This is a genomic window from Paenibacillus sp. 481 (assembly GCF_021223605.1).
Lineage (GTDB): Bacteria > Bacillota > Bacilli > Paenibacillales > Paenibacillaceae > Paenibacillus_B.
Map to the genome: position 1 here is coordinate 1418465 of NZ_CP075175.1, position 14579 is coordinate 1433043.

Annotated in this window: 14 protein-coding genes and 1 pseudogene; 8 read left to right on the forward strand and 7 right to left on the reverse strand. The window is 47.1% G+C overall.

Annotation, left to right across the window (positions count from 1 at the left end; all coding sequences use genetic code 11):
* Positions 1–119: 119 nt before the first annotated feature.
* Both KIK04_RS06075 and KIK04_RS06080 read left to right on the forward strand, forming a co-directional pair.
* Complete coding sequence (locus KIK04_RS06075; protein ID WP_232277402.1) at positions 120–353, forward strand: YycC family protein; 234 nt, start codon at positions 120–122, stop codon at positions 351–353.
* Positions 350–577 carry a hypothetical protein gene (locus KIK04_RS06080; RefSeq protein ID WP_232277403.1) on the forward strand — a complete coding sequence of 76 codons (228 nt, stop codon included), beginning with the start codon at positions 350–352 and terminating at the stop codon, positions 575–577. The genes KIK04_RS06075 and KIK04_RS06080 overlap by 4 nt, the downstream gene beginning before the upstream one ends.
* 119 nt (positions 578–696) lie before the next feature.
* On the opposite strand, the gene KIK04_RS06085 is transcribed toward KIK04_RS06080, so the two are convergent.
* Entirely contained in the window at positions 697–1434 is a 738-nt protein-coding gene (locus KIK04_RS06085) for a DUF2225 domain-containing protein (RefSeq protein WP_232277404.1), read from the reverse strand.
* Positions 1435–1452: 18 nt separating this feature from the next.
* Positions 1453–1833 (reverse strand): globin domain-containing protein, encoded by a 381-nt coding sequence (locus tag KIK04_RS06090; protein ID WP_232277405.1) that lies wholly within the window; start codon positions 1831–1833, stop codon positions 1453–1455.
* 574 nt (positions 1834–2407) lie between these two features.
* On the opposite strand from KIK04_RS06090, the gene ylbJ reads away from it, so the two are divergent.
* Together ylbJ and KIK04_RS06100 are read left to right on the forward strand one after the other, a co-directional pair.
* Positions 2408–3700, forward strand: a complete 1293-nt coding sequence (gene ylbJ / locus KIK04_RS06095) for a sporulation integral membrane protein YlbJ (protein ID WP_232277406.1) — start codon at positions 2408–2410, stop codon at positions 3698–3700.
* Positions 3701–3863: 163 nt separating this feature from the next.
* Positions 3864–4697 carry an NAD kinase gene (locus KIK04_RS06100; RefSeq protein WP_232277407.1) on the forward strand — a complete coding sequence of 278 codons (834 nt, stop codon included), beginning with the start codon at positions 3864–3866 and terminating at the stop codon, positions 4695–4697.
* A 130-nt stretch (positions 4698–4827) separates the two neighbouring features.
* On the opposite strand, the gene KIK04_RS06105 is transcribed toward KIK04_RS06100, so the two are convergent.
* Positions 4828–5856, reverse strand: a complete 1029-nt coding sequence (locus KIK04_RS06105) for a YutD family protein (RefSeq protein WP_232277408.1) — start codon at positions 5854–5856, stop codon at positions 4828–4830.
* 103 nt (positions 5857–5959) lie between these two features.
* A pseudogene (gene lipA / locus KIK04_RS06110) lies at positions 5960–6856 on the reverse strand (lipoyl synthase); the annotation flags it as partial.
* Between the two features lie 176 nt (positions 6857–7032).
* On the opposite strand from lipA, the gene KIK04_RS06115 reads away from it, so the two are divergent.
* A complete protein-coding gene (locus KIK04_RS06115) occupies positions 7033–8151 on the forward strand; it encodes a M23 family metallopeptidase (protein ID WP_442951161.1) in 1119 nt (372 codons plus the stop codon).
* A 126-nt stretch (positions 8152–8277) separates the two neighbouring features.
* On the opposite strand, the gene yunB is transcribed toward KIK04_RS06115, so the two are convergent.
* Entirely contained in the window at positions 8278–9456 is a 1179-nt protein-coding gene (gene yunB / locus KIK04_RS06120; protein ID WP_232277411.1) for a sporulation protein YunB, read from the reverse strand.
* A 350-nt stretch (positions 9457–9806) separates the two neighbouring features.
* Here yunB and KIK04_RS06125 point away from each other — a divergent pair, with 350 nt between their 5' ends.
* The 3 genes from KIK04_RS06125 (at position 9807) to KIK04_RS06135 (ending at position 13331) form a co-directional block, all read left to right on the forward strand.
* On the forward strand, positions 9807–10964 hold the full coding sequence (locus tag KIK04_RS06125) for a winged helix-turn-helix domain-containing protein (protein WP_232277412.1): 1158 nt from the start codon (positions 9807–9809) through the stop codon (positions 10962–10964).
* Between the two features lie 151 nt (positions 10965–11115).
* Positions 11116–12423, forward strand: coding sequence for an MFS transporter (locus KIK04_RS06130; protein ID WP_232277413.1), 1308 nt, complete (start codon positions 11116–11118; stop codon positions 12421–12423).
* A 329-nt stretch (positions 12424–12752) separates the two neighbouring features.
* Entirely contained in the window at positions 12753–13331 is a 579-nt protein-coding gene (locus KIK04_RS06135; protein WP_232277414.1) for a hypothetical protein, read from the forward strand.
* Here KIK04_RS06135 and KIK04_RS06140 read toward each other — a convergent pair.
* On the reverse strand, positions 13328–13723 hold the full coding sequence (locus KIK04_RS06140; protein WP_232278617.1) for a winged helix-turn-helix transcriptional regulator: 396 nt from the start codon (positions 13721–13723) through the stop codon (positions 13328–13330). The two genes, KIK04_RS06135 and KIK04_RS06140, sit on opposite strands and share 4 nt — an antisense overlap.
* Positions 13724–13888: 165 nt before the next feature.
* Positions 13889–14554, reverse strand: coding sequence for an NAD(P)H-dependent oxidoreductase (locus KIK04_RS06145; RefSeq protein ID WP_232277415.1), 666 nt, complete (start codon positions 14552–14554; stop codon positions 13889–13891).
* Positions 14555–14579 lie beyond the last annotated feature (25 nt).

A 14579-nucleotide genomic window follows, 5' to 3' on the forward strand; every position in this document is an offset into this window, starting at 1 on the left:
CTCAAGTTGAAGTCGGTATTGTTCGGTTGGTATGGTTTGCGTTTGTATTTTCGACCATCACCGTGTATAACTAAACTATATCATTATACATCTTTTATGACTAAAGGAGGAGGATGAAGTTGAGACCGTTACAAATATCAGCTGACACCGCGTTGAAGCTATCCAAAGCACTTGGTATCCCATTGGAGCACTTGATGCATACGCCGCAGCATATTTTATTGCAGAAGCTATCACAGCTTGCGCAAGAAGAAACAGCTGCACAAGCAGAAGCGCAATCTCAAGAAACGCAAGCAACGGAGCGTAAAGACGAACAAGCCGCTATTTCGGAATCAAGTGAGGACAGCAAATCATGATTCCATTAGCCAACACGCTGCCTTACGATGAACAAATGGGGGACATTATTGCACAGTGTCCTTTTTGCGGACAAGATCATGTCCTGCTGCCACTCAAGCCGAAAGACATCACTATTATCCAAGGCGGCAAAAAACATTTGCTCGTCTTTCCATGCTGCCATCATCGTGTAACGATTGTTGATGCCGATCAAGACTATTTGTTGGCAAACTGCGCCATAAGGTAAAGCCCCTTCTGCTTCTGCTAACGATGGGATATACAACCTGTACACTCTGTACCTATTGTTTATCCTTGTCGTTATCGTGACAGGGGGCTTCACCGCTCGGTGTTCCATTTCACAATGAATTAACCCGATATATACTTTAATTTCGTACTCTTTTCTTCCAGCTTCACATCTGGTTCACCTAGCTTATCCGCAGCCATCCGCTCCCGCATCACTACCCATTGCTCACGGGCAGCGCGAATCACAGAAGCATCCATAATCCGCTTATCATGAATGATACGGGCAAAACATTTTGCGGCATCGTTATATTGGCTCAGTCGCAAATGCATTTCCCCGATCATGTAAATAAGCTTCGCATCATTTTGATCGCGCCACTCTTGCTCGTACGTGTTAATGTAAGCATCAAGCGCAAATTGCAAATAACGCTTCTCTAGCTCTTCTGCACCGCGATAACGAAATAACCAAGCCATATGATGAAGCAATCCGGCTATGACACGTTGACTCTCCGAAATAGCTTGCGCTGTAACTAGCGCCAATTGATACGTCTCCAACGCTATTTCCCATGAACGCTCACCACCATATTCACGTGATTGCCATTGCTTAGCTACCTTCGCTTCAAACGCAACACGTTGATGCGGAAGCCAGCGTTTGGTTGCATGCTCTGTTGAGGCACAGCCACATTTGGGACATACCCGCACAACGTAAAAATCAGGGTTAGGTCTGTCCTCTTTATAATGAGGACAAAAGTCACTATCCATTTTATAAGGCCGCTTGAAGCTCGAACGCACTCGTGAAGTTTTGAATGTATGCTCACAGTACGGACAATCTGCATCGATTTGGAATAGCGCTTCTATTATCACGGAAGTTCTCCTCTTCTGCTAAGGTGTATTTACAAAATGATAGGCTGGCCCCGATAAACGCTGGATAACCATATCCGCCAACTCATTATCCATCCCAATTTCGTCTAACGCCTCGCGCATACATTGTAGCCAAGCATCCGCTTTTTCACGTGTAATCGGAAACGGCATATGTCGAGCGCGCATCATCGGATGTCCATACTGCTCTGAGAACAGCATCGGCCCACCAAAAAATTGGGACAAGAACATATATTGTTTTTCGATGACCGGATCAATATCTTCCGGAAAAAGTGGGCCAATCAACGGATTTGCCTGCACTTTCGGATAAAAAGCTTCAACGATTTGGCGAACACCTGCTTCGCCGCCAACCGCTTCATATATGGTTTGATTGTATTTTTGCATCGTCTACTCCTTAATACGCGTTAATCGTTAATGGTTACAAAAAAAGTGCTTTTTTGGTTTAAGTGTATAGGCAAATAGTATCATTTATCTGATGCCGACGAAAGGCTCATTTTTATGAACACATCCTTGTTTCATTCCTAATTGATCCGATGTGCCTAATCAGAGCATACAATCACCGTCATTCGCTATGCTTAACGTAAACAAAAAGACGCTGATTAACATTCAGCGCCGTACTGTATCGAATGAATATGTTTAGCTTTCCCAATCCTCTTCCGGTGGACCCATTAAAGATTCCCGAATGACGTAGACGAAAGCGCAAACAAGGATGCCTGCTATTATGCTCATTCCCATCACCCCTTACCGACGGATACGCATTTCATCGTTCTCTATCCTTATCTTATCATAATCTTTCCCAGAAAAATACGCGATCATGCAACCGGTTTCTTTACATTTTGATTACAGAATGAAGACAAAATGCTTTGCGCTTACTAAGCATGAATAAGAGGGCTTGTTCATATGTTGGAGTGATACGTTTAACGTAACACATGATGTATGTCGAGGAAGGAGTTGACGCATGCGCACCAACTATCGGACACGCCTAAGCACGCTAGTTATAGCGTGTTTGTTTAGCGCAGCGCTGCTGCTAATGATCCAGCACCCCTCTGTCGTCATGTCCGCGGCTGCGCGTGGCGTATCGATATGGTGGGATGTGCTTTTTCCGTCACTGCTTCCGTTCTTTATTATATCTGAAGCGTTGCTTGGGTTCGGGATCGTCCATTTCATCGGCACGCTATTAGACCCGGTGATGCGGCCACTGTTTCGTGTGCCGGGAGTAGGGGGATTTGTCGTGGCGATGGGTTACGCCTCCGGCTATCCCGTAGGGGCAAGGCTGACGACCCGATTGCGTATGCAGGGCCTGATCTCACGCGAAGAGGGCGAACGACTTGTCGCATTTACGACGACGTCTGATCCGATATTTTTGATTGGCGCTGTATCCGTCGGATTTTTTGGCGATGCTGGCTTAGCTGTCACGCTCGCTTTGGCTCATTATTGTTCTGGCTTGCTCGTTGGTGTCCTGATGCGTTTTCACGCTTATCGGTCTCCGCTTACACAGCAACAAGAGAGCAACGATCACGAACCTAAAGCAACGCATTCGCGGCAGCGTAAATGGTCTAATTCGATTCTGTTGCGAGCATTTTATGCGATGCATGAAGCACGTCAGCAAGATGGCCGCCCGTTAGGCACATTATTGAAGGAAGCCATTGAATCTTCGTTAAAATTAATGGTCGTCGTTGGGGGCCTAGTCGTCTTTTTTTCTGTCCTGTTAGAGCTGCTTGCTACTGTTGGCATTATGAATGTGTGGAACGTACTGCTGCAAGCCGTACTGGGAGCCTTGCATTTACCCGCTACGCTGGCTGCATCGTTTTCTGGCGGACTGTTCGAAGTCACGCTCGGGGCTAAAGAGGCGGGCGCTGCCGCAACGGCCGGTGTCCACGCGCAAGTGGTTGCGGCGGCGTGGATATTATCTTGGGCTGGCCTATCTGTCCATGCACAAGTGGCTAGCATTATGAACCAGACAGACTTACGCTACACGCCATTTTTAGTAGCTCGATTGTTGCACAGTATGATAGCTGCTGTTGCCGCCTATTTTATATATCCACTAGCGCAGCTGTGGCAGCCACAATTGGCGGCCTGGTTGCCCAACAGCGGCCTAACTGTCACTGAATATTCGGTGTGGACGATGGCACAGCAAGCTTTGCTCACCGGGTTATGGTGGAGCTTGATTCTTTTAGCCATTTTACTCACTGTATCTTTGCTGATTCATCTGATTCGGCAGGTAAGGGTCCTTTTTTTTACGAAAAAATAACGGAACACACACGAAACCGTAGCGAAACGTTATCTATTGATAACGCGCAAACATCGGTGTAATCGAATATGGCGATTGTTTTCCATGAGCAGAACGTATAATATGAAAATGAAGTTTTTTTGATACTGCTCATTATATCCCGTACCAAAAAGGAGCTAACACCTTGAGATACGCTGTTTTACATCGAGGCGATGAACTATCTGCTTCCTTGACGAATCGTTTTCACGAACTGGCTGCTGCTCATGGGCTTACACGAGATGAATCTCACCCTGAAATTGTTATTTCAATTGGTGGGGACGGAACGATGCTGCAAGCATTTCATCAATACTTTCCGATATTGGATTCAACGTCATTTGTAGGTATTCATACAGGTCATCTTGGATTTTTTGCGGATTGGAAAGCAGACGAACTTGAACTGCTTGTTCAATACATGGCTGACAATATGCAGCAGGAACGAGTCGCTCCACGTACAGCGAAGTATCCGTTAATTGAGCTGGAAATCGATGGCGACGATGATATACCGAAGACGTTTATCGCTTTAAATGAGTTTACCCTTAAAGGGCTAGACGGCACACTAGTTGCCCAAATCGACATTAACGACCAGTTGTTTGAGATGTTCAGAGGCGATGGCATTTGTGTATCTACACCATCAGGAAGCACAGCCTATAATAAAAGTCTTGGCGGAGCTATGGTGCATCCTTCAATTGAATCCATTCAAATCGCCGAAATCGCTTCCATTAACAACCGTGTGTATCGCACACTTGGTTCACCATTAATTTTACCTAAGCATCATTCCTGTAATATTTTCTCGCGCAAAAAGCAGCGGCTGCTGCTGACGGTCGATCATCTTACTTTTCCGGTCGAAAATTTACGGTCCATCCGCTGCCGTGTTGCGAGTCAAAAAGTGACTTTTGTTCGCTATCGTCCTTTCCCGTTCTGGAATCGTGTTCGTGAAGCGTTTCTTGGCTACGACGAGAACGGGTGTCAAATCACGTAACTGCATAGGATCACGCACAAAAAGCCCTTGAAATCGACGCATGCTTACTCATGCCGTCTGATCATAGGGCTTTCACCTTTTCGTGCATATGAAAGTTTACAACTCCGCATCGTTCACGTCATGCAAAGCTTTAGTGCGTGGTGCGAGCGTCTTTTGTATCTTTCGCTTCTTGCGTAGGTCTTGTCTCTTGAGTAGCCTTAGCTTCTTGCGCAGGTCTTGTCTGCTGAGCAGCCTTAGCTTCTTGCGTAGGTCTTGCCTGTTGAGCAACCTTCGCTTCTTGCGTAGGTCTTGTCTCTTGAGCAACCTTAGCTTCTTGCGCAGGTCTTGCCTGTTGAGCAGCCTTCGCTTCTTGCGTAGGTCTTGTCTCTTGAGTAGCCTTAGCTTCTTGCGTAGGTCTTGCCTGATGAGCAGTCTTAGCTTCTTGCGTAGGTCTTGCCTGATGAGCAACCTTCGCTTCTTGCGCAGGTCTTGAGCCTTGAGCACTCTTCGCTTCCGAGGCTGCTTTCGTTTCTTGAGCTGCCTTCGAATCTCGCTGTTCTCTGCCTTCACGGTTATCTTTCACGTCTTTAGCCTCACGTGAATCGCGGTCCTTGCCTGTACCACGTCCTTCACGAGCTTGTTCGGAACGCGAAGCTCCTTGGTAGCCGGATTTACTGTGCGGCTTCTGACGAGTACGCTGCCGATTAGGCTTGCGCTCACTTGGCACAGCAGCTGTCGTAGCCTCTGGCGCGTTCGCCTTCGGTTGAAGCGAGATACCTTGCGGTTGAGGTGCAGCTTGATCAGCAGTTCCGTGTTCAGCAGTGCTGCCTTCTTCTAAAGCAGCAGCTCCTTCTTGCTCTCCGCTCCAATCGCTCTCCTCAGTTGGCGGACGCCAACGCGCGTCTTTGTTGCTCACTTTTTCCAAAATAAAATAAGCGCAACCAAAATTGCAATACTCATTCACATAATCCATCACACTCGAAAATGAGGATTCTTTCGTTGACTTTGGGTGATTGTCCTTAAAAAAGCCCTTTAGCCGCAATTGGCTATAGCCCCAATCTCCCAATATGTAGTCATACCGCTCCAGCACCTCGCTGTAGCGATCGCGAAACGCCTCAGGGTTCCACGCCGTTCTATGTTCGTGTACAAGATCGTACATTTTTCCGCCGATATGAATCACTGCCGCGAATCCTCCTTCCCCGGTCGTTCATCCGATACGCGGGCGGCTAAGATTACGATGTCGCCGATTCGATAACGACTAATCGGCGACATTCTCGCAAATCTTATACCTTAGCAGCTGCCAACGTTGCCGTTGCAGACTTCGTCTGCTCGTGCGCATGGTACGAGCTTCGTACCATTGGACCCGACTCAACGTGGCTGAAGCCGCGCTTCAAACCTTCTTGTTTCAATACTGCAAACTCATCTGGATGGTAATATTTATCTACGCGCAAGTGCTTAGGCGTCGGTTGCAAATATTGACCCAATGTCAAAATATCGCAGCCAATTGCACGCAAATCGTCCATCGATTTCAAAATTTCATCCCACTCTTCGCCTACACCAAGCATAATGCTCGATTTCGTCGGAATGTCTGGGTTCATTTCTTTAGCACGTCTCAATAGCTCCAACGAACGCTCGTATTTCGCTTTCGCACGAACGCGATCAGACATACGTTCTACTGTCTCAATATTGTGGTTCATAATGTCTGGCTTCACATCCATAACCACTTGCAACGCATCCTTGTTGCCCATAAAGTCTGGAATAAGCACTTCAACGGTGCACAATGGAAGACGCTTCCGAACAGCTCGTACCGTTGCAGCGAAGATCGATGCACCACCGTCACTCAAATCATCACGTGCTACTGACGTGATAACTGCGTGACGAAGTCCCATCTTCTCAGCCGCTTCCGCTACGCGTTCTGGCTCTTCGAGATCGAGCTCAGTAGGCATGCCCGTATTGACAGCACAAAATCGGCACGCACGCGTACAAATGCTGCCCAAAATCATGAACGTAGCCGTACGATTCGCCCAGCACTCGTATATGTTAGGACAACGCGCTTCTTCACAAACGGTATGGAGCGTTTTAGAACGCATCATCTCTTTGATTTCTGTGTAGTTCTCACCCGTGGTCAGTTTAATGCGTATCCAGTCGGGCTTTTTTTCTTTTGGCTTCATGGAGCTGACCTTCTTTCTCTGTTCGCTTACCTTGACCTAATTATAGATTATACCATGAACCTAATAAAATCCATACCTCCGTGTTCCTTTGGATAAAAAGCTCAACAACGCGCATTATAAATGTAAATAAGATTAAGAAACTGGAACAAGGAGGGCTTCTCTTGGGACGCAGAAGTGTTATCGTAATGAGTTTACTTGCTGCAATGTTGTGGTGTGGACAAGCAATCACACCAGCAAGTGCATACGCATGGATAGCAGGCGGAAATAAGCAGGCTCTTGCTTCTAATAAAGCGCTGCACGTGGAACCGAAATCATCTGAAGGGGATAAAGATAAATCTGCATTTTTATGGAGAGACGTACGGCTGTTATATGAAAAAATAAGTGCAACTACCGGCATTCCTTGGTATCGCTTAGCCGCCATCGATCAGTATGAGCGAACGTTAACGAGAGCGAATCCTAAACATAGAGCGCATCCTGAACGCAAAATTGGCATTTATATTGAACCTCCAAAGTGGGCCGGCATGCTGAATCCAGATTGGGAAGATCGCAATCCGCGCTCCATCTCGATTTTTAAGGGCTTGGGTCGAGACGGCTCCGGTGACGCTAAAGCGGAATACAATAACGATGACGATTTACTCTACAGCTTAGCGGCATATATTGGCTCATTTGGCTTAGGTGAAGATGACTTCGGTATCGGATTATGGAACTATTATCACAACCCACGAGCGGTGCAGCGCATAAAGCAGTTTGCACGCATTTACGAGCATTTTGACCGATTGGACTTGTACGGTTCGGCATTTCCGCTTCCGGTTTCCGCTGTCTATTCTTACCGTAGCACGTGGGGAATGGGCCGACATTATGGCGGATTCCGTATTCATGAAGGAACGGATATATTTGCTCCGCATGGCGTGCCTGTGCGCAGCACTTCGTACGGAATCGTCGAGATTAAAGGATGGAATCGGTACGGGGGTTGGCGGATCGGCATTCGTGATTTAAACAATATTTATCACTACTACGCTCATCTGTCCGGCTTCGAAAAAAATATGAAGTTAGGCGATATCGTCGTCCCAGGTCAGCCGATCGGATGGGTTGGTAGCTCAGGGTACGGCAAGCCTGGCACATCGGGAAAATTCCCGCCTCACTTGCATTTCGGCGTGTATCGGGATCGTGGGCTGCTTGAGTATGCGTTTGATCCGTATCCTTTGTTGCGCAAATGGGAATCGAGCGATATTCGCCAGTTTAAGCAAGAGAAAAAGGAGCGTGAAAAAGCGAAGCAAGTCAAGAAAAGTTCGCCTGCTTCGTAGGCGGCCCGGATATGCGTTTTCGAGCAAAAAGCCCGCAGCGATGCGGGCTTTAGTCGTTGTTGATATGAGGCTATGAGCTATGAGCTATGAGCTATCGGCTATGGGGTATGGGACAGCCCCTTGTTTCTAGTTCCCTTCATTTGAAGGCGTGAAACCCTCCGTATTAGCTCCCCCGCCATCGCCACTCCCTTGCGATTCAGGACGCTGCGGCACTACAATGGGGCCCAAAGGGTTCATTGTAGTCGGGCTCGTTGAGTTCGTTGGGTTCGTCGAATGCGTCGGGCTCGTCAGGTTCGTTGAATGCATCGATTGCGACGGAACGGACGTGGCCGGATGGGATGTCGTCGGATGAGAGTTATTGCTAATACCGCCACTTTCATTAGATGGCGCTGGCGGTGGTCCAGCATGAGCATCCGTGCCAGCGGCAGGCGGCTGCATCGGCAGTGACAATGGCGGGGCCTGCTCGCGATTGTTGCCAACTGGCCGACCTGAGCCGTCGTAATAGTACATCGGCACGTCGCCGACAACGAGCAAATACGAAATCGGAATTTCGGTTTCCACCACTTCCGGTTCCAAATCAAAAGGAATGACGATGGACACCTCCTCCACGATTTTGATATACACTTCAACTAATACCATGTTAATGCCCACATTGATCGGCCTCGTCTTCAAATCGACTTTGACGACGCCATGCGGTTCCATCTTAATCGGCACACGTGGGCCAAATGAGGCAATAAGCGGACTGCCTAGTGCTTGGCCGACCGGGATATGATCATTTATCATCCCAAGCTCTTTGAGTGACGACTGAACGATATTCACCGTATCAGCCGTTATGCGCATATGCTCATTGTAGTTCAGAACAAAGCTTGTCACCTTGCCACGTGAATCCGTCTTCCAATCCACTAATTTATCAATTTTTCTATCCTTCATCACTTCATTCGTAATCGCTTTATTAATCGCTTGCGTGGCAATTTGTTTCACACGTATTTTGGCAAGATGCATAATCGGGCCACGCAAATGACGATCAACGTAGACGAATAATTGTACGGATAGAAAAAAGAAGATGACGAGCGCAATAAACCAAGCTTTACGTTTGCTGCGCGGCTTCCCCGGACGACTGTACCATCTTGGTGAGCGTGGCTTTGCTTGTTGTTTGAAGCTGCTAACCGTCTCTACGCGGTTGCGCCGCGTTGGCCATCTCCAACTAGAGCCCCAGCGTTTCGTCCTCCCCGCTTTCCATGCATGCAGCAACTGCCCCAACAGCGTGCCGCCTCCACGCCAACCTTTCGGTCGCCATTTGCTCAACCGCATCCCTCCTCTAGCTGCACATCTGGCCTGTACGTACGTATACGTTCCCAGTTTATGCAACCCATTTGCAAAAAAGAAGACGGGCTCGTATTTCATACAACAGTGAAGTTCGTTTAAGATTTATCTCCGAAAATGAGCAAACCCTCCATTTATACCGCAACGTTGATCTAAATTGGAACGATTTCATTAATGGATCACAACTTCTTTTTTCCAATTAAATTGGTCAATTCCCCCAAGCTTCCACACGGATCGTTAACGAATTATAGGCATTTTTTGTAGTGTAGGACAAAGGGCAGCTGGTATACTTAGCTCATAAAGCTAGTCCATAGGAAAGAAGGGTTACCTGGATGCAACTAGAATTATACGCGAGTGAATATAAAGTGACAGCGGAAGGCATAACGGTAGCGCTACTGCCCAAGGAATTCGCTCTTTTTCAATTTCTCTACCGTAACAGCGATCGTACATTCAGCCGGGAACAGCTGCTGGATAACGTATGGCCGTTGGAATATCCGGTTGAACGGACGGTGGATGATCATATATACAGGCTGCGTAAGAAGTTGCGTCCTTTTATCGATCTGGAGATCAAATCGGTCCGTGGATTAGGGTACCGCCTGACCGTGTTGCGTCCAAAGACTGCTGAGCAAGCGAACCCTACTACCCAAGATCCAGAGTTGTATGACGCAATGCGGGATGTATTCGGAAAATACCATCAATACGGCCAAGGTCGTTCGATGTTGACCCTCGCACGCCAACAGGATGTGCTTGGCTATGAGCTAGATCCGTTTTATTCCGTCTATGTCCATTTTGTACAAGGCGATCTGGAATGGTTGCTCCATACCGACGAGGTTCCACTGAGCGAACGCATCTATTGGCTACTGTTGTTCTATCTTTTTTCGGGCGACCCGAAGCAGAAGCTTGTATTTTGTGAGCAAATACTTGCGAAGAAACGGTTGTCCCCTGACCGGCAACTAGAAATGGAGATTCTCAACATCCTTGATCTGTATACCATGGCAGGCAAGCCTGATGCAGCGCTGGAGCGGTTGATGATGAGTCATTCGGTGATTACCGATCCCATTTATGAGAATTTCAGACCACAAACGGCGATCACAGAAATGTTTGTAAACCTCGTTGTAGGAGCCGAAGAGAATGAGCTGAGAAAAATGGCGGAGACGATTGAAGTTGACATTTTGCCTAGCAAGCCTTTTCTGCGTGAAGTTGGGAGTTACAAGGTGGTCAAGGGGCTTTGGATGTTACAGCGTCAAGAATGGCGTGAAGCGGAGAAGTTATTGGACGAGGGGCTGCACATTTTGGACAAGTCCGGCTTTGTTCCGATACGGCTGTTTGCCCTAATCCGAATTCATTATTACTGTGGCCTGTTTCCGCCAAAAAAAGAGTTGCAGCAAAAATACATCGATAAGTATGCGGAAGTACAGGAGCAGATCGGTTTCAATAAGCTGTCAGGGCCGCTGGAAGCTACGCTACAAAATGTACTAAACCGCTTCTAACCTACTTTGGATGGTGGTCTGATCATTCTCTGATAATGTTCTGATGGCGCTGTGATCATACTTTAATGATGCTCTGATAATCCTCTGACATTTCTCCGCTACAGTAGGTTCATACCCTTTATGAACTTATTGTGATTCGGAGGAATACCTAATGACAACTACTCAACAAGCAGGAACAAGCCTGCTTCGTAACAAAGTATTTAGGCGTGTATATAGCGCTTATGCTTCAGCAACCTTCGGAGACTGGTTCGACATGTTGGCTATTCAGGTGCTCGTAGGTTATCGTTGGCATGCCAGCCCGCTCATGCTGGCCCTAATCCCGATCGCCATCGCACTGCCTAATATTTTGCTCGGTTCCGTTGCAGGTGTCGCTGCCGATCGGCTGAACAAGCTGAAGCTGATGCGAATGTGCGATCTGCTCACGGCAGTCTTAACGTTGCTCGTGTTGCTCGCTCCAAATATGTGGTGGCTGCTTTCCTTGCTTATGTTGCGTTCGGCCATCTCAACGTTAAACGTGCCCGCTCAGCAGTCGCTAACACGTAGCATCGTAAGAGAGGATCAACTGCTGCAAGCTACTTCACTCAACGGGATCGTGAATCAAGGTTCCAAGATCGCTGGGCCTTTATTGGGCGGCGTCGCTTTATCCTTCCTGTCGCCACAATGGTGCATTTTGATATGCGCCTGCTTCAGGGTCGGTGCTTATATCCTCTTGCTCACCGTCAAGGACGCAGAGGTGATAAACATCAAGAAAGAAGTTCAGGGGGAATCCCTCTCCGTATCTGCAACAGAGCAACGAGTTCCGCTACGTACGATGTGGAAAGAAGGATGGAGCTTTATTTTCCATAGCAGACTGCTGTTCAACACGATGCTATTCGGGATAACTGGGGCACTCTCTATCCAGATGATCGATTTTCAGTTCACCAGCCTCTTTCGGACCATTGCTCCCCAGCAAGAATCTTTGCTCGGTTGGTTAGTTGCAGCATCAGGTGTAGGTGCCATAACGATCATTACGGCGATGAACAAAATGAACCGTGAATCGGGTTATGGTTGGAAATTTGGTAGTGGCTACGTGCTGATAGGCATATCTGTGGCAGGACTGGGATTACTCGAGCCTGGCGTATCGGTTCTTCCTGTATTGATACTAGGGTTCGTAATGGGCTTGGGCAACGGCATATTTATGATTACTTTCAGCTATTGCCTGCAAAAAGAGACACCTCCACATATGACAGGCCGTGTATTCGGGATTCAGAGCACCATCCTAGGAACGATTATGATTGGAGCACCCCTGCTTGGCGGAACCTTGGTGCAAGCTATCGGCCCGATGCAAACATTTTTAATGATCGGAATTTTAGTTGCCGTGCTAGGTTTGTTGGGCATTTTGTTCGGCAATCTGTTGTGGCCTACGTCCAAAGTAGTGAACAGAGACCGCGCTTTGGAGCATTCGATGGGTGGAGCATAGAAATATAACCGACATCATGTAGATTCCATGCACCTATATGAACCTGTTCACCATTCCTATCCTTCAAAAACAGTTTAGAGGCCAGCTGCTAATTGCAGTTGGCTTTTTATGTGGGAGGAGCTCAAACGCAGCACTACAGCTACTTACATGTCGACTGTCCAACTAGTCCATAGAAGAACAGCACAATCTTGAACATCGTGAAATAAAGCATCGCCAATTCCATTTTGTTCAATTACAATCATGTTGTAGTCATGATATCCATTCACGCTATACCTACAAAAGTAAGTGATTGTTCAAACATTACTTTATGATGGGAGTGTGCTGTTAAAATGAAGCAACTACGGATTCCTTTATTTTTACATGATGTGTTCGGTGAGAAGCAGTCTATGGCGTCGATCTTGTCCATCCTGCTTTTTGGCGGGCTGTTAACCACTGCATTATATGTGCTATTTCCTGCGTTAACGGACCAATTACCGTTGTGGCGTACCGCACTGGCATTACTACTTATTTTCGATATTTTTTCTGGGTGTATAGCTAATTTCACTGCTTCAACCAGCAACTTTTATGCGGCAAGAAAAACGAATCGAATCGTATTTATTGCGATACATGCCCACATCATCCTTGTTGCACTTCTATTAGATACACATATATGGTACTCGATTGGGGTGTGGGCGTATACAATTGCAGGGGCTTTAATCGTGAATGCGCTACTCGGCAAACGATCACAACTGCATGTTGCAGGCTTACTTCTATCTGTGGGCCTGGGTGGGATGCCACTGTTGCCAAATATACAGCCCTATATGTTGACTATCTTTTTATTGTTTATGCTTAAAGTGTTATTTAGCTTTGCAGTGGATCATTATGGTAAAGGAATAAATAACAAGGGTGAAGAAGCGTCTAATAATTAGGAATTCTCTTCGTTATCCATGTCCTTGTCACGCTTGTCAGCCGCCCTATTACACTGATCCTTATAGGATTCACCCCATTGCTTCAAAAGCACAAGAATAGGCTCCAACGTTCTTCCGAACTCGGTTAACGAATACTCCACTTTCGGTGGCACTTGCTGATATACCTCACGGTGAATAACGCCGTCCTCTGCTAGCTCCCTTAGTTGCAAGGTCAACATGCGCTGCGTAATATGGGGACAAATTTTACGGAGTTCATTAAATCGTTTCGTACCGTCCATCAGATGATACAGTAAAATACCTTTCCATTTTCCGCCGATAATATCAAGTGTAAACTCAACGGGACACGCTTCTCCATTAGGTGCATCGCCAAATCTCCTTTTACGGACAGTCATCATTCATGCACTCCTTTACGTATAAAAAATGGAACCTACCTAGCAAATTTGAGCGTAGTTACACCATTGTAGTTTACCACACTGCCCACACTACCACGTTAATAAAAAAAGGCAGCGCGCGGCTGCCTTCTCCTATTTTTTAGCGAGCTAGTGAGTGCTAAGGTGTTAGTCCACCCACTCCACGATGTGTTCCATCGCTTGTCTCGTTTTGGGACGAGGCTCTTGAATTCGATATCCGAATGCAACCATGCAAGCAACCCCGAAATGACCCGTAAGTATTCCTTCTTCCTGTAAAATGTGCTCTACTTTCTCTTTGTGGAACCCTTCCACAGGGCAGGAATCGATTCCGATCTGCGCAGCTGCAGTCATCATATTGCCCAAAGCGATATACGTTTGGCGACTGCCCCATTCAAAGACAATTCTTTCGTGCTCAAGCAACTTAAAATCATCTTCGAGAAATTTGTGATAGACCTCTCCTTTGAGTTGCTGGATGTCCGCTGGAAGCTGCTGAACTTCTGTTATCATCCGTTGGATATGCTCAGAATTCGCCATCAAATCGGCCTTCGTACGAGAGAGCATTATTACAAAATGGCTCGATGTTGGCAATTGTTTTTGGGCTCCATATGTGACCGGAAGCAGCTTGTCGCGCAGTTCCGAGTTCTGGACGACAACAAATTTCCAAGGCTCAAACCCGAACGAGCTTGGGGATAAACGTCCCGTTTCCAAAATAAACTCAAAGTCGGCGGCGCTTATCTTTTTCGCGGGATCAAATTCCTTGCAAGCATGGCGAAATTGATGCGCCTCCATAATCTGATCTTTTACGTTTTGCATGTTCATTTCCCCTTCCGCTCTCGTT